Genomic DNA, 20,594 nt, shown 5'->3' with positions numbered 1-20,594 from the left:
GGTAGCCGGCTGGACCGATGCCGTCGTCCCCTCAGATCAGCCCGACGAGTGTGATCGTCAACATGTACAGAACCACACTCGAGAGGAGTGCACGGCCGACGTGGTATCCGAACAGTGCGCGGTCGATCCCGTGTTTGAGCGCGATCGAGAGCGGGACGAGAATAAAACACAGGACCACGACGTAGAGGCCGACGACGATCCCCAGTTGTTCGGTCGGTAACGCCGTCGTATCGGTAAACTCGAGTAAATCGCCGGTCATCATTCCTGCCAGTCCGACCGTCGCTCCCGCCACCAGCGGTCCGAAGTACGCCGCGGTGCTGTCGAGTGTATCCGTCACCGCCGCCAGTTCGCGTTTAGTCTCGGCCTCGACCTCCTCGAGTTCCTCTAAGTGGTCGGCCATCGCGACGATCGCGCGACCGGCGGGTCGTCCCTCGCTGGCGGCGATGGCGAGCAGTGCCGCGGTCCCGCGGGCACGATCACTCGGGACATCCGTGAGCGCACCGTACTCGCCGAGAAACGACTCTTCGACGCTGACAGCGAGTCGACGCTGGAGGCCGGCCGCGTCTGTAAAGACGGTCCCGGTTTCGCCGGGGATTCGATCGGCGGCCAGGTCGATCGCCGACTCGACCGACTCTCCTTCCGACACCTGTCGACCCACGAGATAGAGCGCGTCAGTGAGGTGTTCTTCGACGTCTCGAACGTAGTGTCTGACGTCGAGGATCGGCCGATAGACGGCGAGCAGGCCGACTCCAATGCCGACTCCCGCAGCCGCGATCGAGGCGAGATACGCCGGGCCGAACCGAGAGATGAGTACGTACGTGAGGAGACCGGCGACGATTCCCCATATCCCTCGGAGCCACAGCCGGTCGGGAACCATCGGGTGGTCACGGCTGACTGTCGGCGGTGGAAAGGCGACGGGCCGACGGACCAGTAACCGGACGCTCGCGGCGACGAGCACGATCGGCAACACGAGGTTGTAGAGGACGACGAGCATCCAGATGTTGACGGAAAACCCCGCCATCGGAACCGCCGGGACGAGTGCGACGAGCGCGAGCGGGAGCATGACGCCGAACGCGAACAGCGCTGTCGTCGGGTTACGGATCGCTGACGTGAAGTCGGCCATCCGATTTCTCGTCCCGTTGAGGATCGCAGTGAGCGATCTGTCGAGCGTCCGTACACGCTCCGCCTCCGGTGCCTCCTGTGCTGTCGCGAGCAGGTGGGCCGATCGTCGAAGCGCCGGGAACTGATCGGACCACTCGTCGGCGAACGTCAACAGACCGGTCCGCGGCGTTCCCATCGATCGATCGACGTGTGCCGAGAGACTCGCCGAAAGCGGCCCGTGGCCGGTCTCTGCTGCGAATCTGACGGCGCTTTCGAGCGACGGTTGGACCTGCATCCGCAGGACTGCCCGACCGATGAGATTTGGTGTGTCGCCAAGTGCCTCGGTGCGACGGAAGGCGGCGGCGAGGTGGGGTGCGGTGTGGATTCCGTGGACGACGCTCACCGCGAGACAGATCACGATGCCGATCACGACCACCTCGGGCAGCGGCGTCAGCACCAGCGGCACCGACAGGATACCGACCGCTACCCCGCCACCGTAGCCAGCCCGAACGACGGTCTCCGCCTCGAGTGCGTCGTCGGCAAACGCCAGCGAGTCGGCGAGGTCTTCGCTCGGCTCGACGTCCCACGGGTAGACCGACGCGAGCGCCCGAAGTAAGCCGATCGTCACCCCCATCGGTTACTCGAGGCCTCGGGTGGCGTACGCCGACGCCACGTCCCGTGGGTTGGTTCGTCCGTCGTCGGCCAGTCGTGCGAGTTCGTCGGTCCGTTCCTGGATCGCCCGGCGAACGTCGGCGTACGTCTCCGTCGGATCGGCCAGTTGCTCCACGAGGCGACTTTCGCCGCGGTCGATCCTGCCCGCGGGAACCGCCCGTTTTCCCTCGAGAGCGTACAGCGGCTCGAATCGGACGTCGTCTCCGGAGCCGATCACCTCTTCGATCCGTGCGACGCGCCTGCCGTTTCCGTCGGCCGTTCGGTAGGACTGGACGGTGACGACGAGGTCGGTCGCGGCGAACGACGACGGCTCGACGCCGAGGTCGGAGACGACGCGCTCGTAGACCTCTTCGGCCCCGTCGCCGTGAATCGTCCCGAGGACGGCGTTCGAGTTGGCACCGACGCGCATCGCTTCGTAGAGGACACGGGCCTCCTCACCGCGGATCTCGCCGACGACGAGCGCCCCGTCGCCGAGACGGAGCGCGGTCCGCAGCGACTTCGCGGGGGAAATCTCCGGACCGTCTCCCGTTCCGGTTCGGAGTGCCTGGACGTCCCTGTCGACTGTCTGCAGGACCGGGACCGGAAGCTCCGGCGTATCTTCGATGACGACGGTCCGCGTATCCGGCGTTAGTTCGTACAACAGCGTTCCGAGCAGCGTCGTCTTTCCGGAGCCACGCGTTCCCGCGATGAGTCCGGCGGCGTTGCGTTCGACCGCGACCGAGAGAAAGCCCCCCACTGCCGGGGACATCGTTCCGTTGGCGACGAGTCCGGGAAGCGTAAACCGATCGTCGACTCGCTCCCTGAACGCGAACGCGACCCCCTCCGCGACCGGATCCGTAACGCCCGCGATTCGGACACCCGTGCCGTTGATCAGATCTGCCGTCGCGTCGACCGTCGGGGCCGCACGGGAGAACGCCCGCCCACTCGTCCTGCGAACGCGGGACGCCAACGCGTCGACACCCGTCGGCGTCAGCCGAACGTTCGTCGTCGCGGACTCCCCGTCGACGACGACCCGGAGTGGGTTCCGAGAGACGGGAGAGGTGGCATATACGTCGCTGATACGCGGATCCGCGAACAGATCCTCGAGAACGCCGTACCCTGCCGTGTGTTTCGACAGGATCGACGTCAGTTGCGGATCGACCGGTCCGTCGTCCACCCGTCCGATCGCCCTCGAAGCGGCACGATCCCCCTCGACGAGCCCGTTGGCGATCGCTTCGTATCCGTCGATGAGCGTCTGGCGTTTTGGCGCTGACAGCGAGAGATCGACGGTGTCGAGTGCGTACAGCGGGACGCTGTCTGCCCGCTCGTACAGGCGGGCGACGCTTCCCGTCTCGAGTTCGGTCACCTCGACGAGCGTCGCCCCGTTCGGAATCGAACGCTCGAGGTAGTAGTACGCGATGCTCGGGCCGACGGTCGGCTGGAACACGCTCTCGGGGTCGTCTACGTCTCGGCCGATTCGGACCAGCCCGGACTCCAGTCCGACGTCCGCGATCGGTCCGACGCGCTGGTCGACCTCGGTTGCGACTGCGAGCGGATCGTCCGCGACGTCGGTCGCGAGCCGCTCGTTACGGTCGCCGAGGAGTTCGAGGAATCGGCCAGCAGCCGAGAGGAGCGTCACTCCGTGGCCATCGTAGCGGCGCTCGATCCCGTCCGATCGGACGCAGATTCGCTCGGCGTCACGTTCGGCGAGTCGATGTACGACTGCCCGTCGGCACGGACCGGGTTCGTCGATGGTACCCTTCCCGTCACAGTTGCTCGCCTGAAGAACCAGCGTACCGTCGTCGAATTCGGATCGACACCGACAGGCGTCGTCGGCCGATCCGAGCGGATTGACGTCGAACACTCCATCGATGCCGGCGACGATCGATCGAAGCCTCGAGTCGCCCTTCGTAGGCATAGGGGTCGTACCTGCCCGTTCGTATTTAAACTCGAACCCGGCCCGACGCCAGGGAGGATCCGTTCATCAGGGTGTGAGTAGCCACTCCTGGAGTAGCCAATACACGTCACTGCACACCTGGTCGCCAGGCAGATCGGCGATCAGTGTGGGCGTCGTTGCAGTTGTTGCTACATCACACACGAGTAACGACGACGACGTTCGTCCCGGAGGGATCCGTCTCGAGTCGCAAGAGCAGTTCGGTCTTCGTGGCGGTTCCGCCGAGTTCGACGGATCGGTTCTCCGTCGGCGTCGCGTACACGATCGGCGCGTCGATCACGGTCGTTCGTGGATTCTCTCCCTCGAGTGCGACGACGACGGCACTCGTCTGCTCGCTCGTCCGGTCGATGCTGAACCGATCGACCGGCGTCGACGTCAGCGAGTCGGAGGGCAGCGATACAGGAACGACCCGCTGGGGTGGTGGATGTCCGTCCGGTGGGAGGTCCTCGTGGTCGACGAGGGAGGTTGCGGCGCGGTCGATCTCGTCGACGTCGTGATCGATCTGGCGCTCGCTCGACACGGTGGCTCCGTGTTCGATCGCCGGTACCGACAGCGCGAGCAGCGCAACGGCGAGCAAGACGGCCAGAACGTAGCGTATCATCGAACCCAGGAGAGAATCGAGGGGACGAATCCCGACGACGTCTCATCACCGTTTGGCTGTCGACCTCGAGCGTCCGCTGGTTCCGTGTCGCCACCCTCGGCCGACGAGACGCGTCGTGCGACGGTTCGCTGATCGGTCGTCCGGGTCGGCGGTTCGGGCCGATCGTCGTCACCGCCGACTCCGCCGTTACGTCGTCGATCGCCTCCGACCGGCTGTTCCGTCGCGTCGGTCGAACACCGACTTTCGGGTCGTCGCTCATCCGACGCCGACCGCAGTGGGTCGTCGCTCGAGGACGGGCTGCCAGTGGTGGCAACTTGCTGTTCGTCGCCACCACCGGTGGCGACTTGCTGTTCGGCGCCGTCGGAAGTTTCACCGACGATGTCGGCGATCGTCCGCTCGATACGATCGTCCGTTCTTTCCTCGGCCGTCGGCTCACAGTCACTCTCCTCGTCGGTCGGATCGGCCGTTTCCCCCGCGTCAGTTGGGGCCGACGCGGAGACGTCCTCGAGACGCCTCTCGAGGTCGGCCACCCTGCGTTCGAGGCGATCGACGACCGCAAGAGCCGTCGTCGCCTTGGTTTCGACCGCGTCGTTGACGGCGTCGATTCGGCCGACGTACCCTTCGATCGACTCCGTCCGTCCCTCGAGCGTCGCGAGCCGGGTCTCGTGGCCCTCGAGTTTCGTCTCGAGTCGGTCGAGATCCGCTCCGAGTGTCGCCAGCTCCGGTATCTCGTCTAGCGCGGACTCGCCGTCGACGACGGTTCGCTCGACGGCCGACAGTCGCTGGTCGAGTCGGTCGAGATCGGTCACACCCCCATTGGCCCCCCGTTCGTATATAAACTCACGGCAGCCATCGCTCGGCGTCGGCGACTGCTCGAACCGAACTCTCGCTCACGATGTGCCGGTCGTTCGCGGGCGTGTCCGTTTACCACGTCGGCCGTTCGCGAGCGTGTAGCCGACCACTCGCACGGATACGACTTTGTGTTCGCGGCGTCGAGATCCTGTTACTGCGGCGTCGAGAACCCCTAGTCGTCTCACGGAGAGGGCCGCGTCGCCGTCGGTGACCGCGAGGGCGACTGGGACCGATCGATCGACCGCCACACGACACATGTACGTACCTGTCCGAGACACGCAGCCTGCTCTCGTTACCGGTCGGACGGCCGAACCAACGCGCTTTCCCCCGCGATCCCCGTCGTGGGAACCCCCGCTGAGGGTCCGATGACGCTTTCGGGGCTCGTCGAGCACTTTCTGCTCGGCGTCGCGACGCCGCTGACCGCAGCATGCGTGATCCCGCTGTATCCGGCGTTTCTCGCCTACCTGGCCAGCGCCGACGCCGTCGATCATCGCCGACCGGTGTCGCTACTCGGCCTCCTGGTCGTGGCCGGGGTACTCGCGTTCATGGCCGTCGTCGGCGTCGTGTTCACGTACCTCCTCCAGGAGTCGGTCAACAGAGTCGTCGCGGACGTCTCGCCGGTCGCGTTCGCCGTCCTCGCGGTCGTCGGCGCGGTCTTGCTCGTCGACCCGAGCGGGTTCTCGAGGGTTCCCACGCTCGAGCCGCCTCAATCGCGTTATCCCGCGCTTTCGGCGTTCAGCTACGGCTTCTTCTTCGGGGCGATCGTCATCCCCTGTAATCCGGCGACTATCTCGCTGTTTTTCGCGCGGACGCCGGTGCTGTACGACACCCACGTTGAGAGTGTGCTCGGTTTTCTCGCGTTCGGCCTGGGCATCGGCGCGCCACTGCTTGCGTTCGCGCTCCTCTCCGAACCGTTCGGCCGGCGGGTCACGCGGACGCTCGCCCGCTACAGCAGTCAGATCAACCGGGCGACCGGTGCGATTCTGCTCGTGGTCGCGGCCTACTACCTCCTGTTCGTCTTCGACGTGGTTCCCTGGATGGGCTAAAGTATAGTAACGACTGATACGGATTCCTGTAACGATTTACCGGCGCAACCGCCGCTCAGGTCGCGGTTGCGCCGGAAATGACGTACAGTAAACCGTATGAAACGATTCACACACTGATCGCCGATCTGCCTGGCGACCGAGTGTGCAGTGATGTGCAGTGGCTACTACACCGTGATCAGTACTGACGCTCTCCGTCGCCACCGTTGTTCGGTGACGGTGCGCTTTTCACGGCGCTTTCCCACTCTCCGGTATGGAACTCGAGCCAGTGAGGGATCTCCCCGAGATCCGCGCCGGCGACGACCTCGCCGACCTGATCGCGGACCGGACTACTCTCGAACCCGGCGACGTGGTGACCGTCGCGAGCACGGTCGTCTCGAAGGTTGAAGGACGGACGGCGGATCTGGACGACTATCCGGTCAGCGGCCGCGCGCGGGAAATCGCGGACAAGATCGGCGAGTTGACCGCCGAGGAGAAGGACCCGCGGTTCGCCCAGGCCGTCCTTGAGGAGAGTACCGAACTGTTGATCGACGCGCCGTTTTTGCTCACCGAAACGCGCTTCGGGCACATCTCCGTCAACGCGGGGATCGACCGATCGAACGTCCCGGATCACGACCTGCTTCTGTTGCCGAAGCGACCGGGGAAAAGCGCCGAACGGATCCGTGCGGGACTCGAGGAACGCGGCGTCGACGACGTCGCCGTGATCGTCACGGACACCTGTGGGCGGCCGTTCCGACACGGCCAACGCGGCGTCGCACTCGGCTGGGCCGGCATCTCCGCGAGCCGCGACTGGCGTGGCGAACCCGACCGCGACGGGCGCGAACTCGGCGTCACCGTCCAGTCGGTGGTCGACGAACTCTCCTCGGCCGCCAACCTCGTCGCCGGTGAGGGTGCCGGCGGAACGCCCGCGGTCGTCGTCCGCGACTGGGCGTTCGGAGATCTCGAGGGCAGCGACGAACTGTTCCGGTCCGTCGAGGACGACCTCGTCCGGCAGGCGCTGCGGGAGTGGGAGTTCGACGGCTGATCGCCGGATCTCCGGTGACGGTGGGCTTTTTACGCCGCTGCCCGACCCTGCGAGTATGAACCGACACGCGGCTCGCGATCGCTTCGAGTGCCGACTCGAGGACGGAGGGAACGACCGATGACCGGTGGCGGACCGACCTGGGGGATCGAACTCACTCCCGAACACGACCTCGAGCGGATCGCGGGGCTGGCGGCGCTCGCGGAGGACGAGGCGTTCGACGTCGCGTTCGCGAGCAGTCACTACTTCAACCGGGATCCGTTCGTGGCGCTCTCGCGGATGGCCGACGCGACCGACGAGATCCGGCTCGGGCCGGGGATCGTCAACCCCTACGAGACCCATCCGGTGAAACTCGCCGCGCAGACGGCGACGGTCGACGAGGTAAGCGACGGTCGAGCCGTCTTCGGCGTCGGGGCGGGCGACCGCTCTACGCTTGCGACCCTCGGCGTCGATCAGGACCGGCCGCTTCGACGCGTCCTCGAGACGGTCGACGTCGCACGCGACCTCTGGGCCGGTGAGACGGTCACCCACGAGGGGACCTTCACTGCGCGAGACGCCTCGCTCAACCTCGAGCCGAGCGAGATTCCGGTCTACGTCGGCGCACAGGGACCACACATGCTCCGAATGAGCGCGAAACACGCCGACGGTGTCCTGATCAACGCCGCTCACCCTCGGGACCTCGAGTGGTCCGCCGGGCAGATCGAGCAGGGGCTGGCCGACCGACCCGACGATCGCGGAGAGTTCGAGTCGCTGGCGTTCGCGAGCGTCAGCGTCGCGGGCGACGAGGAGGCGGCCCGCGAGGCCGCGCGACCGCCGGTCGCGTTCATCGTCGGCGGCGCGGCCGAACCGGTCTTCGAGCGCCACGAGATCGATCGCGAGGCGGCGAGTGCGGTGAGTGAGGCGCTCGAGCGCGGTGACCTCTCCGAGGCGTTCGGCCTGGTGACGCCCGCGATGATCGACGCCTTCTGTGTCGCGGGGACGACCGAGTCGGTGACGGACCGGTTCGAGGCGATCCTCGAGCACGTCGACGGAATCGTCGTCGGTTCGCCGCTGGGCCCCGATCTCGAGGACGCCGTCGAACGCGCGAGCGAAGCGCTCACGCGGGCGACGAACTGACGGGAGAAGGCGGTGAACTGACGGGAGAAGACGGCGTTAGTTCGGGGTGACGAGACTGCCGATCGCGCCGAGAGTGAGCGCGCCGAAGACGCCGAGGGAGAAGACGACGAGGATCGTGCCGACGAGGACGAGCAACGGTGCGAGCCCGTCGCCCATCGCGACGTCGGTGAAGAGTTCGTTCATCTCGACGATGTTGTCCACGATGACGTTCAACGCTGCGGCGGATTCCATAAACGGAGATTGTCGTCGGTGGTACTTGGCCGTGCCGGTCTCGGTCAGTCGAACTGTACAAACCGTCCTCGTACAGTCGAATCGTATAAACCGCCTTCGTGCGTATCCTCGTGTGTGACCGAGGACGCGACGCTCTCGGAGTTCGGAGTCGACTCGGACGAGGGCGACGACTCGAGTTCCAACGATTCGGAGTCCGACACACGGGAAACCGACGAGTCAACGTCGGTGGTGACCGACCCCGCTCCCCCAGCATCGACAGACGACGGGGGGCCGACGTCGCTGTCGACGTACGCCTGGGGATCACACGTCTGTCGGCGTTGTGACGCCGAAAGCTCGCGAGTCTGGCGGGACGGCGACGGGTTCGTCTGTCCCGATTGCAAGGAGTGGTAGTTCACGATCGGAAGACTACAAGGAGCGATAGTCCGCGATCGAACGTATTCCGGATGGCGACACGAAGCGGACCGGACCCGGGGCATCAGCGGACCGGACTCGAGGGGAAACGCGTGGCAACCTCCCGAACATTTATATCTTTGTCGTGGGTCTATTCACGTGCAATGGCGAAAGGTACGGTCGCATTCTTCAACGACACTGGCGGTTACGGGTTCATCGAGAGCGAGGATTCGGACGAGGACGTGTTCTTCCACATGGAAGACGTCGGCGGTCCCGACCTGGAGGAGGGTCAGGAAGTCGAGTTCGACATCGAGCAGGCCGACAAAGGCCCGCGTGCAACCAACGTCGAACGGCTCTGAGCGCCCGGTAAGTAGTATCGTTTTCCGATCGTCGCTCCGATAGCGGCTGCGTTGCCGTGTGCCGGGAGTATTCTTTTCACTATCCCGATCTTACTGAGAACGAATCGACGTAATCTGGAACACCAGTACGCATTCGTATCGGTGACACAACGCATATGTTTGCCAGCGCCTGAGAACGGATAACTGACGATGAACCGCAGCCCGGATACACTCTCCCCGTGATCGATGACCGACGTCGACCCGACACCCAACACGACCGACGAACCGCCCGTCGACCCGCTCCCCGTCTCGAGCGTCGCGACCCTCTGTGAGGAACTCGCGGCGAACGTCGCCCGCGTCATCGTCGGCCACGACGACGTCGTCGAGCACGTCGTCACCGCCATCCTCGGACGCGGACACGTGCTACTCGAGGACGTCCCCGGCGTCGGCAAGACGATGCTCGCCCGATCGATCGCGACGTCGATCGACTGCTCGTTTCGTCGCGTCCAGTTTACGCCCGACCTCCTCCCCTCGGACGTGACCGGCGTCAACGTCTTCGATCAGCGCAACCGGGAGTTCGAATTCCAGCATGGCCCCGTCTTCGGCAACATCGTTCTCGGCGACGAGATCAATCGCGCACCGCCGAAGACCCAGACGGCGTTGCTCGAGGCCATGGAGGAAAACCAAGTCACCGTCGACGGCGAGACCCGCGAGCTCCCCGATCCGTTCACGGTGATCGCAACCCAAAACGCCGTCGAGCCCAACCGCACCTACGACCTCCCGCTGGCCGAACTCGACCGGTTCATGAAGAAACTCCGGCTGGGGTATCCCGACCCCGAGGAGGAACACGAGATTTTGGCGCGGACCGTCGGCCACCACCCGATCGAGTCCCTCGAGGCCGTCACCGACCGCGAGACGGTCGTCCGCGCCAGAGAGACGGTCACTGGAATTCATGTCAAGGAGCCGATCAGAGCGTACGCGACCCGACTCGCCGGATACACCCGCGAGAACGCGGAGGTCGGCGCGAGCCCCAGGGGGACGATCTCGCTCCTTCGAGCCGCCCAGGCGCGAGCCGTCGCCGACGGCCGCGAGTACGTCATCCCCGACGACGTCAAGGTGGAGGCCCCGGTCGCGTTGAGCCACCGGATCCGAACGGTCGACCGTGACCGCGACGGCCGTGCCGTCGTCGAGAACGCCCTCGAACGGGTCCCGATCGAGTGATCGAGCCATGAGACTCACGATCCGCGGCTGGACCGCCGTCGCCGTCGTCGCGTTCGCGCTCGCGATGAGCTGGCAGTACGGCCCCCGGTCGCTGAACGCCGTCGTCGTTCCGGTTGCTATCGTGACCGTCGCGGCGCTGTTTACGACCGCCCGGATCGACCCGCCCACCGTCGAGGGAGCCGCCGTCGACGACGGCTTCGTCGGCGAGACGCGCACGGTCGAACGAACGATCGAGAGTCCACAGACGGCCTCGGGGACGATCCACGCGACCGTGGGCGACGGGCTCTCCGCCCAGGCACGGGCCCGACTCGAGACGACCCTCGAGGGAGACGCCGAGACCCGGTTCACCTACGAGCTCTCCCTCGAGGCCCGCGGTGAGCACGACGTCGGGAGACTCGAGATCACCGTGACCGACGTGCTCGGACTGGTCGAACGCCGGTTCGAGTACGAGTCGACCGACACCGTCGTCGCCTATCCGCAGGTGTACGGACTCGAGGGCCGCGACGCCGGTCGGTTGACTGCTACGGCCGTGGCCGCGAGCCGGACCGACCGCGGCGAGTTCGACGGTCTTCGGGAGTATCGGCGCGGCGACTCGCTTCGGGACGTCCACTGGAAGTCCGCCGCGAAACGGCCCGACGAGGAGCTGTTCGTGATGGAGTACGCCGATCACGGCGACGACAGTGCGGTCACGGTCGCCGCGTCGGCACCGTCGGGTCGCGAGGACGAGCTGGCGAGTGCCGCCGCGAGCGTCGTCGTCCACCTGCTCGAGGCGGGTCTCGACGTCGGCCTCGAGCTACCGAACGCGGCTCGATCCGCCGGATCTGGGTGGGGACACCGACAAACGCTGCTCGCCGCGCTGGCCGTTGCCGACGCTGGAGACCTCGAGGATCGGGTTCGGGCGGATGCCGACGTGGTGGTCGACGCCGCCGGCGTGGAGACGACCGTCGTCGTCGATGGTGCGGAGATACCCTTCGACCGACTGCGAGGCGAGGGGACCTCCGGCGGCCCCGTCGACGCGTCCGGGCGAGGTGGCGGTGACGAACGCTCCGAACGCCGCGACGATGGTTCGCGGGGGGTGGCCGCGTGAGCACCGATCACGGCTCCGGATCGGGGAGTCACGGCCGGACGATGCGCCTCGACACCGATGGAACGGTCGGGCCGACCGTGTTCCGCCTCCTCGCACTCGGGTGCGTCCTGATCCTGACGGCGTCGTACGTGAGCGTGTTGCTCGACGTGACGCGCGTCGTCGGCGGGACGCGAACGCTGTTCGCGCTCGTCGGATCGATGCTGGTCGTGGCGACGATCCTGGCTCGCGCGATCCGTCCGCGAACCGCGACGGTCGCGGCGCTCGTCGCCGGTGCCGTCGGCTTCGCGTACTACCTCGAGACCAGCGGGCTCGGCGTCGGCGTGGTCGTCTCGGGGACCGACGCGCTCCTCGAGGACGTGTTGACGCTCGTGACCGGGATGCCGTTGCTCCGGATGATCGAGGCGGGTATCTGGACGCTCGCGTTCGTCCCCGCACCCGTCTTCCTCTCGTGGTATCTCGCCGTCCAGGGCCGGTACGCCTCGAGTGTCGTTCCCGGCGGCGCGGCGTTGCTGTTTCTCGTCCTGACCGGCGACGCGGGGACGGCGGTCACGTTGATCGGGACGCTCGGTGCGATCGGGACGATCGGGTTCGGCGAACTCGAACGCCGCGGCGGATCGATCGCACAGGCGGATCTGATCGCGGTCCTCTTCGCGCTCATCGTCGCGCTCTCGCTGTCGGTGACGTTCGTCCCCGCCGGGCCGGCGACCCCGACGACTGCGGGCGGGGCGAGCGACGGCACGCTCGAGGGGACGATCGACTCGGCCTCCGAGCGATCGGGAATCTCGGGCCAGGTCGATCTCTCCCCCGAGGTGCGGTTTACGGTCGAGTCGGATCGGCCCTCCTACTGGCGGACGGGCATCTACGACCGGTTTACGGGCGACGAGTGGGTGCGGACGGGAACGGAGCGCCCGCTCGAGGACGGCGACGCCATCGCCAACCCACCGGGGCCGACCCACCAGCACCGCCACGTCGTCACGGCGGAGACGGAACTCGGCGTCATGCCCGCCGTCCCCGAACCGGCGTCGATCGAGGGTGATATCGTCGAGCACACGGAGGTCTCGAGACACGGTCACGTTCATCCGACGACGACGCTGATCGAAGGCGACACCTACGTCGTCGAGAGCGCGGTCGTCACCCCGCAGCCGGACGAACTCCGGGAGGCGGGAACCGACTACCCCGACGAGATTCGCGACCACTACCTCCAGCGCCCGGAGGAGACCTCGAGCGAGTTCGAGGACCGAACCGCCGAAATAACGGCCGACGCGGAGACGCCGTACGAAAAAGCGGTCGCGATCGAACGCCACCTGCGGAGCTCCAAGGAGTACTCACTCGACGTCGAACGGCCCGACGGCAACGTCGCCGAGCAGTTCCTCCTCGAGATGGACGAAGGCTACTGCGTCTACTTCGCGACGGCGATGACCCAGATGCTTCGGGCCGAAGACGTCCCCGCGCGATACGTCACCGGCTACACGAGCGGCGAACAGATCGACGACGGCGAGTACGTCGTCCGCGGGTTAGACGCCCACGCGTGGGTCGAAGTCTACTTCCCGGAGACGGGCTGGGTCGCGTTCGAACCCACACCGAGTAGCGAACGGGACTCCGTCCACGAGGAACACCTCGAGGACGCCCAGGAAGACGAAGCCGAAGGCGAAGACGACGACGAACTCGAGGACGAGCCCGACGACGAATCAGATGCCGACGAGACGGACGACGAACCCGACGACGCGACCGACGAGGAGGGAGACGGCGCGACGGACGACTCGATCCCCGACGTGGACGACGAACCGCCAACGACCGACTCCGAACCGGACCCGAGAGACGACCCATCGCCGCCGGGTGGCCCACAGGGTCCGATCGACACGTCGACCGACGACGGCGACGACGACCGCGAGCTATCGCCGCCGGTTGCGATCACGCGCGAACTCTTGACGATCGCGGCCGTCCTGTTCGTCGGTCTGGTCGCCGGCGTCCATCGGGCCGGGGCAATCGCGAGCGCCCGCCGCACGGTCGGGCTGTTCTGGCACGGACGCCGCCGTGACCCCACGAGCGACGCCGAGCGAGCATACCGCCGACTCGAGGCGCTCCTCGCCCGCGAGTACCGCCCGCGTCGTGACGACGAGTCCGCGCGTGAGTATCTCTCGGCGCTCGAGACGCGCTCTGGCGAGGGCGTCGCGAGCGACCCGCAGGTCCGGACGGTACTCGAGCGTTACGAACGCGCGGTCTACGGCGGCGGCGTCGACCGCGAGGACGCCGACGAAGCGATCGAGATCGTCGACCGACTGACCCGCGAGCGTCTCCCGGTGGTCGGTCGGTCGGCCGCGACCGGTCGCTGACGGCGTCGATTTCCGCGTGTTTGGCCCCACGGACTGCCGACGACCGCGAGCACGTCAACGTTCGTTCAAAAAGAACCGCACGACGGCGCGTAGGTCCCGATAGTGTTTAATATGGTCATTTCGTACGGACGAACGTAATGTCGGAAGTCTGCTCGACGTGCGGGCTGCCCGAGGAACTCTGCGTCTGCGAAGACGTGGCCAAGGGTCAACAGCAACTCACCATCCGCATTGACGAGCGCAGATACGGAAAAGAGGTAACGATTATCGAAGGATTCGATCCGAAGGACGTCGATCTCGACAGTCTCTCGTCGGATCTCAAGTCCAAGTTCGCCTGTGGTGGGACGGTCGAGGACAGCCACATCGAACTTCAGGGCAATCACACCGGCCGCATCGAAGATTTCCTTCGGGATCGCGGCTTCAACGTCGCATGAGCCCGCGATGATCTGAGACGACTTCCGAACCCGACTTCGCGACCCGACACCACCACCGTTTCTTCGACGACCCGATCGACCAGCGCCGGCACCGATCAGAACGGCGAGTCCGAACGCGCAGCCTCGTCTACCGGCGATTCCTCACGAACCAGCCCGTATTGCATTCCGTACTCCTCGAGTCCACCGGCCATGCTCTCGACACGCGCGTCGGCGCTTCCCTCGTAGGAGCCGATGAGTTTCGCCGCCTGAACGCTCGCCTTGCCGTGGGGACAGACGGTGACGATCCGATCCGCGTCCTCGAACTCGTCGATCCGAGCCGTGAGTTCGTTGAACGGGACGTTTTCGCTTTCGGGGATGTGACTGCGCTCGAAGCTTCGTTCGTCCCGGATGTCGACGATCCGAACGTCCGTGTCGCCCTCGAGAAGTTCCTTGACCTCCTCCGTCGAGATTTCGCCGTCCATTACCGCCGTGTTCGAACTCGGACGGAATAAGGACACGGGTCGGACTCGAGGTGGAGAGGGCGGGACCTCGAGCGAAACTGCTGGTTGCACCGTCGGCGTCGAGTCGACAGCGTACTGAAACGGAATCGAGGGAGTTGATCGTCTGGCAGTACCGATCAGCGTACCCTTACCAGTTGTTGCAAATACGATTCCTTTATTCAGCAACTGGCGTACATATTTCGCGAAGACATATCAAAAAAGGTAGGTGGTCATTGGTGTGGTCAGCGACCGGCGAGTGAGCGACAATTTATTGAGTACCACCCACGTACCACGTTACATGAGTACGAACGCGGGAGACAACGGCGACGGGGACATGGTAAAGTTGAACGTGAAGGTCCCGAAGCGGCTTCTCGAAGAGATCGACGAATTGGCCGAGGAACTGGAGTACACCAACCGCTCGGAGTTCGTCCGTGAGGTGTTGCGCGACACCACGGAGCCGATTCTGACGCCCGGCGCGCAGGAGGGCGTCTCGGAGGGCTACTCGGACGTGGCAGCGGGACGTACGATGTCCACGGACGAGGCCCGCGAACACCTCGGCATCGATCAGGACTGAGGGCTGAACAGTGGCTCACGAGGTCGTTCTGACGGAGACGTTGGTCAAAACGTTGGAACAGTTCGAGACGGAGGACGCCGAGCGGATCATCACCAAGCTGGAGGACATCGGCGACTTCCCGGACCATTTCCTCGACCGGTTGAAGAACCATCCCGGCTACAAGCTTCGAGTCGGTGACTTCCGCGTGCTGATCGATTGGGACAAGGACAACGAAGTGATCTACGCCATCGACGCCTTCGAGCGGAAGAAGGAGTACCGCGAACTCGGTAAGTATCGGGAGGTATGGGGGTCGTGGCGGGATGAGTAGCGGGTGACAAACTGTGGCGAAGGAGAAAGACGAGCCGACTGAATCTCGGTCGGTGTTGCTGAATAAAATCGGCGTGTTTTCAACTACTGGTACTCGTTCTCCCCGATCACCTCCACCTCGAGCGACCCGGATTCGATCACAACCGTATACCCCTCGTACTCGAAGCGGACGGTGACGGCGGCGGGAGACTCGAGCAGCGAGACCAGCGCCTCGGTATCGACCGCCTCGTACAGCGGCGGGAGCGCCGTCCGCTCACAGCCTTCACGGGCCGCGATTCGAGCGAGTGCCGTAGCGAGTGCTGGGTGCATCGTGATCAGGGACGAATTCGATGATCGTCGTCTCGAACGCCGATTCGCAGTCGGGGCAGGCAACTCGGCCGTCGGTCTGTTCCGTGTGAACGTCGGTACCACAGTCGCAGTGGATGGTGAGTTTCGTGACCATGTGTCTTCGTATGGCCCGACACAGCGCAGAACAACCCAGCCGGAGAACCAGAAACGCGTAGGCTACTCCAGTAGAACGCGTGGGACTGGCTCGGCGACACGTCGGCAGGTCTTTATTTCACCGACGTGAAGCATGGTTTGCTCCCGCTATGCGGGGGCGTGTGTGAGTCGGAGTGCATAGGTTGGTGCCTGGACTCCGGCTCAGCGCACTTTCGTGCGCATCCGTTCGATACGCAACCAAGCATAAAGAACGTTAGGATGCTAACCAGTTGGTCGTGTTCGGATTTGTTCTGCGGTGGACAGTGGCGAAGGAGAACACTACGAAAGCCCCTGCCCGCGTCCAGTCGAGGGACTCGCTGTGCGCGTTCCCTTCGGTCACGTGCTTGCTTCGTCCGTCTTCCCGGACGCGGACAGCCCCTTTCATTCCCACCCCGCGGTGGTCTGACCGGCCAGCCGACACGGGTGGGAACGAAAGAGGCAGATCCGATCGACCGAATCGGGGGCTTTCGTGGTGACCGAAATGGGCGAGAGTCACGTTCAGTCGTTCACAACCGACCGCAAAAGCGAGACACGCGACGCCGGCGTACCGTCGCGGAACTACGACAGGCGCTCGAGCAACTGCGTCACGTAGGGACTGTTCTTCCAACTGCGATGTGAACCGATGGCGGTGATGAGCGTACGTGCCGTCTCGACTGTCATGTGGCCGTTGCGTGCATACTCACGAATGAGCCGGGGAGTTGGGACGATCCGTGGACCCTGGAGCGTCGCGTGGATGAGCGCGAAGTTCGTGGCGCCGAACTCGTCGGTCAAAAATCCATCGACGTCGAGTGCGTTTGCGAGCACGATCCCGTCGGTCTCGCCGTCGTCGAGGCCAAATGTCGGACGTGGGTCGGGCGTCTCGGCTCCCTCGTACGGATCGACGACCGTATAGTACTCGCGTGCCGCAAGGACGGCGGTGGCTGCACTCCCGTGTACGTCCGGATACTGTGCGATATCCTCGAGTTCGGAGACGACTTCTGGCGGAACGGAGACGACACACGACGTGAGGAGATACTGGAGGGGATCCGGGGACGTTTCGGTGTCGTAAGCAGTGTCAGCACGGGGAACGGCAAGACTGACGAGTGCGCTCGTATCGGCGACGACGGTCCGCAACTGCGGCTCGCTCATCGCTTTCCGGCGTCGGTGTCATCGGTGGATACCGTCACATCCCCATCGTAGATGTCGACGTCGTCGTCCGGTTGGGCGATATCGAGCGGCTCGCCCTCGAGATCCGCTTTGAGAAGGCGGAGCCGCTGGGCCGTTTCGGCGCCGACGAGTTGGGTGACCGTCTCGAACTCCAGTTGATCGTCGTAATACTTCGTCGCGACCAGTTCCTGGAACGTCTCGCTTTCGGCGGTTTCCTCGAGGTACTCGCGGATCGCTTCGACGAGGAGGTCGGTTCGATCCTTGTCGAAGAGATCCGCAACCGCGTCGAGGCGCTCGACGAGATACTGCGGCGACTGAAAGTGAACCCGGCGGGGGTCGTCACTCGCGCTCATTGTATGTGCACGTTCTGCACACAGACTGTTAGTGGTTTCGCCGGATACGAACAGTTCGGCTCGGTGATGCGCACTCGAGGCGGTTTCCACTCGACGAATTGAGCCCGAATCCTCTTCAGAACCCGTCCAATCGCGTCTGCCCGCTTCCGTCGTCGCCGACGTCGGCCAGGTCCGCGGCTCGCTCGAGCGCCGAGGCGAACGTCTCCTCCTGGCTCCGATCGTACAGCGTCGCCGCCGGATGGACGCAGATCAACAGCCGCCGGGGGGTTCCTTCGATGCGGACGTCCTCGAGCGTGCCCGCCTCTTTCGTGACCGCGACCGATCGCTCGAGGAGGTGTTCGCTCGGAACCTTGCCGAGGGTGACGATGACCTCCGGGTCGAGACGGCCGAGTTCGGCCTCGAGGTAGCCCCGGCAGTTCGCGAGTTCGTCTTTCGTCGGGTCGCGATTCTCGGGCGGGCGACACCGAACGCAGTTGGTGATTCGAACGCGGTCGCGCTCGAGGCCGACGATCCGGAGTTGGTCGTCGAGGACGGTACCGCTTCGGCCGACGAACGGCTCGCCCTCGGCGTCCTCGTTCGCACCTGGCCCTTCGCCGACGAACACCACGTCGGCGTCCTCGGGGCCGGTTCCGTTGACGATCTGGCTCCGCGAGTCGACCAGCGCCGGACAACGGGTACACTCGGTGACGCAGAGATCCTCCATCGATTCCATATCTGTGGGTCAGAGGGGCGACTACTACGTCTTTCGGGTCGAGATCACGGAGCCAATCGTGGGGAGACCGCGCCCGCGGTCGTCAAGAACGACGGGTGGTGGATCGCATCGGCGTAATCCGAAACTATGGGCGTTCAGCCTGCACTTGCCAGGAGTAGTCAGTGCTTGAGGCGGGCTACGTTCTCACGAATCTGGCTGAAAAAGCCATCACCGGACTCGGTTTCGAGTGCGGCGTGAAGCCGCGAGTTCTCGGGTTCGTCGCGGATGACGATGCGGAGATACGGCTCGAGTTGCTCGTAGTTGTCCGCGAGCACGACCGTGTGGTTGTTCTCGTCGTGGTCGACGACGCCGGCATCTGCCAGTTTCGGGACGTGGCACTGGACTGACGAGACGTAAACACTCTTGTACTCGTTTTTTGCGACCTCCTCGGGCGGAACGTCGTGTTCCCAGCCGGCGATTCGCTCGGCGAGTTTCGATAGTTCGATCGGTCCATCCTGTCCGCGAAGCGCGTAAAGCAGGTACCGCCGACGCCGATTTGCCAGCAACTCGAGGATGGTATCCGCCGAGAGCTCACGGCCGTCCTGACTCGTGGTAAGGGCACCCATAACAGAGTATTACCCGCCGACGCGGAAAAGGGTGTCTTGAATATCCGACTATCCAACAGGCGGCCGTTACACCACCTGTACCGGGCGTGTAGTCCGAGCGTTACTAATCAGATATTGGGTTTTCGAACGGCCGACATTCGTATTCGTACGAACTGCTATCGTACGGTCTACTGGAAGTCGTTTTCGGTGGAGCCGCGACAATCCGGCGGCCGACCGGTAGATCGGTCCCTCTCATACGGTCTACTGTAAGCCATTTCCGGGCGACCGCGACCCATCCTGCGGTCGAACCGGTAAATCGTTACAGCAAACCGTATCAGTCCACCGTCGATTCGAAACTGGCGGGCGACCGATGACCGATGTCGATCAGCTCGTCCAGTAGGTCATCGACGGATCCGGTCGCCCGACGAAACAGATACTGGTGAACCCGTAGTGCTCGATAATCGCTTTGGCCTTCTCGGCGTTTTCCTTCTCGTCGAACATGAGGAGCGCGCTGTTCCTCGAACGAACCCGCCACCGGTTGCCGCTAACCTCGTCGATCTGTACGTTCGAGGGATCGACATTGATGCAGTCTTCGCCTCCTTCGACGGATCCTGGAGCGGACGGTGCGTCTCCGTCTACGAGCCAGTAGGTCATCGGCGGATCCGGCCGCCCGACGAAGCAGATGCTGGTGAATCCGTAGTGTTCGATGATTTCGGTGGCGTTCTCGGCGTTTTCCTTCCCGTCGAATACGAGGAGCCCAGCGCGTCCCGAACTGACCCGCCAGCGGTTACCGCTGATCTCGTCGATCTGTAGGTTCGAGGGATCGACACCGATGCAGTCCTCGCTGAACGACGGCTCGAGATCCTTACTCTCGTCGTCCCCGTCGTCGTCGTCGTCTTCACCCACGTCGTCCTCGGAATCAGTGCCATCCTCGTCGTCGGCGTCGTCTCCACTCGGGTCGTCTGCCTTGTCCTTGCTCCCCGCGTCGCCCTCGCCGTCATCAGCGCCATCTTCGTCAGTTGGATCCCCGACGTCACCGTCGTCAGTGAACTCTGAATCGTCGCCGGAATCGTCGGGAGACTCGGAACCACCACCGGGACCGGTGCTGGGACCAGCGTCGCCACTTGCCTCTGTATCGTCCGAGTCGCTGGAGACCGTAATTTCGATATCCTCGTCGAGACAGCCGGCCAGCGCGGTCGCCCCCGAAGCCGCGACCGCCGTCCGGAGGACCGAGCGACGAGTCGGCTCTTGATCGGATTCGTCGCCGTCAGACATGACACATCCCTCGCGCGTCTGCTGTCACCGCCTCGCTCGAGTGACGTTCCAGTGTGGCCTCCGACACCTCGGATTGCGTATCACTTGCGACATCGGTCGCTCCATCGTCGCTTTCGCCCGAATTGCCCCAATTGATTGCCTCCTCCGCACCCCCCGTACGCCCGGCAATACCGACCAACGTCCCCGCAGAGGACGGTCGGAAACACTGCCGTCGTCGAATCCGTGAATCCATGGGGGGACTACTGGAGAGATGTTACATAAATTGAGAGTTACCTCGAACACAGTTGCGAGATTATATCGAAGTGACCCACATTG

The 20,594-nt window shown here is 64.7% G+C and carries 23 protein-coding genes; 11 read left to right on the top strand and 12 right to left on the bottom strand.

What is annotated here, in order from left to right; genetic code table 11:
* Nucleotides 1–31: 31 nt before the first annotated feature.
* From GRS80_RS02435 to GRS80_RS02420, 4 genes are all read right to left on the bottom strand, one after another.
* Entirely contained in the window at nucleotides 32–1,735 is a 1,704-nt protein-coding gene (locus GRS80_RS02435) for a secretion system protein (RefSeq protein WP_160046168.1), read from the bottom strand.
* A 3-nt stretch (nucleotides 1,736–1,738) separates the two neighbouring features.
* Entirely contained in the window at nucleotides 1,739–3,670 is a 1,932-nt protein-coding gene (locus GRS80_RS02430) for an ATPase, T2SS/T4P/T4SS family (protein ID WP_160046167.1), read from the bottom strand.
* A 172-nt stretch (nucleotides 3,671–3,842) separates the two neighbouring features.
* Nucleotides 3,843–4,307, bottom strand: coding sequence for a hypothetical protein (locus GRS80_RS02425; RefSeq protein ID WP_160046166.1), 465 nt, complete (start codon nucleotides 4,305–4,307; stop codon nucleotides 3,843–3,845).
* Nucleotides 4,304–5,116 (bottom strand): hypothetical protein, encoded by an 813-nt coding sequence (locus GRS80_RS02420; protein WP_160046165.1) that lies wholly within the window; start codon nucleotides 5,114–5,116, stop codon nucleotides 4,304–4,306. The genes GRS80_RS02425 and GRS80_RS02420 overlap by 4 nt, the downstream gene beginning before the upstream one ends.
* 408 nt (nucleotides 5,117–5,524) lie before the next feature.
* On the opposite strand from GRS80_RS02420, the gene GRS80_RS02415 reads away from it, so the two are divergent.
* The 3 genes from GRS80_RS02415 to GRS80_RS02405 all read left to right on the top strand — a co-directional run bounded on the left by GRS80_RS02415 (nucleotide 5,525) and on the right by GRS80_RS02405 (nucleotide 8,339).
* Nucleotides 5,525–6,205: a cytochrome c biogenesis protein CcdA gene (locus GRS80_RS02415; RefSeq protein ID WP_160046164.1), complete on the top strand. Its 681-nt coding sequence runs from the start codon at nucleotides 5,525–5,527 to the stop codon at nucleotides 6,203–6,205.
* A gap of 250 nt (nucleotides 6,206–6,455) precedes the next feature.
* Nucleotides 6,456–7,226, top strand: a complete 771-nt coding sequence (locus tag GRS80_RS02410; protein ID WP_160046163.1) for a coenzyme F420-0:L-glutamate ligase — start codon at nucleotides 6,456–6,458, stop codon at nucleotides 7,224–7,226.
* Nucleotides 7,227–7,343: 117 nt separating this feature from the next.
* Nucleotides 7,344–8,339, top strand: coding sequence for a 5,10-methylenetetrahydromethanopterin reductase (locus tag GRS80_RS02405; RefSeq protein WP_160046162.1), 996 nt, complete (start codon nucleotides 7,344–7,346; stop codon nucleotides 8,337–8,339).
* A gap of 36 nt (nucleotides 8,340–8,375) precedes the next feature.
* On the opposite strand, the gene GRS80_RS02400 is transcribed toward GRS80_RS02405, so the two are convergent.
* Nucleotides 8,376–8,570 (bottom strand): hypothetical protein, encoded by a 195-nt coding sequence (locus tag GRS80_RS02400; protein WP_149080767.1) that lies wholly within the window; start codon nucleotides 8,568–8,570, stop codon nucleotides 8,376–8,378.
* Nucleotides 8,571–8,684: 114 nt separating this feature from the next.
* Here GRS80_RS02400 and GRS80_RS02395 point away from each other — a divergent pair, with 114 nt between their 5' ends.
* The 6 genes from GRS80_RS02395 to yciH all read left to right on the top strand — a co-directional run bounded on the left by GRS80_RS02395 (nucleotide 8,685) and on the right by yciH (nucleotide 14,370).
* Nucleotides 8,685–8,960, top strand: coding sequence for a hypothetical protein (locus tag GRS80_RS02395; RefSeq protein WP_160046161.1), 276 nt, complete (start codon nucleotides 8,685–8,687; stop codon nucleotides 8,958–8,960).
* Nucleotides 8,961–9,124: 164 nt separating this feature from the next.
* On the top strand, nucleotides 9,125–9,319 hold the full coding sequence (locus tag GRS80_RS02390) for a cold-shock protein (protein ID WP_124194573.1): 195 nt from the start codon (nucleotides 9,125–9,127) through the stop codon (nucleotides 9,317–9,319).
* A 225-nt stretch (nucleotides 9,320–9,544) separates the two neighbouring features.
* Nucleotides 9,545–10,519: a MoxR family ATPase gene (locus GRS80_RS02385; RefSeq protein WP_160046160.1), complete on the top strand. Its 975-nt coding sequence runs from the start codon at nucleotides 9,545–9,547 to the stop codon at nucleotides 10,517–10,519.
* A 7-nt stretch (nucleotides 10,520–10,526) separates the two neighbouring features.
* Nucleotides 10,527–11,606 (top strand): DUF58 domain-containing protein, encoded by a 1,080-nt coding sequence (locus GRS80_RS02380; protein ID WP_160046159.1) that lies wholly within the window; start codon nucleotides 10,527–10,529, stop codon nucleotides 11,604–11,606.
* A 41-nt stretch (nucleotides 11,607–11,647) separates the two neighbouring features.
* Entirely contained in the window at nucleotides 11,648–13,939 is a 2,292-nt protein-coding gene (locus GRS80_RS02375) for a DUF3488 and transglutaminase-like domain-containing protein (RefSeq protein WP_160046281.1), read from the top strand.
* 137 nt (nucleotides 13,940–14,076) lie between these two features.
* A complete protein-coding gene (gene yciH, locus GRS80_RS02370) occupies nucleotides 14,077–14,370 on the top strand; it encodes a stress response translation initiation inhibitor YciH (RefSeq protein WP_149080772.1) in 294 nt (97 codons plus the stop codon).
* 95 nt (nucleotides 14,371–14,465) lie between these two features.
* On the opposite strand, the gene GRS80_RS02365 is transcribed toward yciH, so the two are convergent.
* The gene (locus tag GRS80_RS02365; RefSeq protein ID WP_160046158.1) at nucleotides 14,466–14,831 is read right to left on the bottom strand and encodes a rhodanese-like domain-containing protein; all 366 of its coding nucleotides are present in this window, start codon (nucleotides 14,829–14,831) and stop codon (nucleotides 14,466–14,468) included.
* Between the two features lie 316 nt (nucleotides 14,832–15,147).
* Between GRS80_RS02365 and GRS80_RS02360 the strand changes: the two genes are divergently transcribed.
* Together GRS80_RS02360 and GRS80_RS02355 are read left to right on the top strand one after the other, a co-directional pair.
* Entirely contained in the window at nucleotides 15,148–15,423 is a 276-nt protein-coding gene (locus GRS80_RS02360) for a ribbon-helix-helix domain-containing protein (RefSeq protein ID WP_160046157.1), read from the top strand.
* A gap of 10 nt (nucleotides 15,424–15,433) precedes the next feature.
* Nucleotides 15,434–15,730, top strand: a complete 297-nt coding sequence (locus GRS80_RS02355) for a type II toxin-antitoxin system RelE/ParE family toxin (RefSeq protein WP_343161413.1) — start codon at nucleotides 15,434–15,436, stop codon at nucleotides 15,728–15,730.
* A gap of 83 nt (nucleotides 15,731–15,813) precedes the next feature.
* Here GRS80_RS02355 and GRS80_RS02350 read toward each other — a convergent pair whose 3' ends face one another.
* From GRS80_RS02350 to GRS80_RS02325, 6 genes are all read right to left on the bottom strand, one after another.
* Nucleotides 15,814–16,038: a HalOD1 output domain-containing protein gene (locus GRS80_RS02350; RefSeq protein WP_160046156.1), complete on the bottom strand. Its 225-nt coding sequence runs from the start codon at nucleotides 16,036–16,038 to the stop codon at nucleotides 15,814–15,816.
* Between the two features lie 729 nt (nucleotides 16,039–16,767).
* Nucleotides 16,768–17,337 (bottom strand): hypothetical protein, encoded by a 570-nt coding sequence (locus GRS80_RS02345; RefSeq protein WP_160046155.1) that lies wholly within the window; start codon nucleotides 17,335–17,337, stop codon nucleotides 16,768–16,770.
* Nucleotides 17,334–17,708: a hypothetical protein gene (locus GRS80_RS02340; RefSeq protein ID WP_160046154.1), complete on the bottom strand. Its 375-nt coding sequence runs from the start codon at nucleotides 17,706–17,708 to the stop codon at nucleotides 17,334–17,336. Before GRS80_RS02340 ends, GRS80_RS02345 begins: the two co-directional genes overlap by 4 nt.
* A gap of 115 nt (nucleotides 17,709–17,823) precedes the next feature.
* Nucleotides 17,824–18,420 carry a uracil-DNA glycosylase gene (locus GRS80_RS02335; protein ID WP_160046153.1) on the bottom strand — a complete coding sequence of 199 codons (597 nt, stop codon included), beginning with the start codon at nucleotides 18,418–18,420 and terminating at the stop codon, nucleotides 17,824–17,826.
* A gap of 158 nt (nucleotides 18,421–18,578) precedes the next feature.
* Nucleotides 18,579–19,025 (bottom strand): hypothetical protein, encoded by a 447-nt coding sequence (locus GRS80_RS02330; protein WP_149080779.1) that lies wholly within the window; start codon nucleotides 19,023–19,025, stop codon nucleotides 18,579–18,581.
* A gap of 363 nt (nucleotides 19,026–19,388) precedes the next feature.
* Entirely contained in the window at nucleotides 19,389–20,279 is an 891-nt protein-coding gene (locus GRS80_RS02325) for a twin-arginine translocation signal domain-containing protein (protein WP_160046152.1), read from the bottom strand.
* Nucleotides 20,280–20,594: the final 315 nt, after the last annotated feature.

The sequence above is a fragment of the Natrialba sp. INN-245 genome (genome assembly GCF_009807105.1).
GTDB classification, from domain to species: domain Archaea; phylum Halobacteriota; class Halobacteria; order Halobacteriales; family Natrialbaceae; genus Natrarchaeobius; species Natrarchaeobius swarupiae.
Note: the sequence above shows the minus strand (reverse complement) of the source record. Positions and strands in the feature narration are given on the sequence as shown.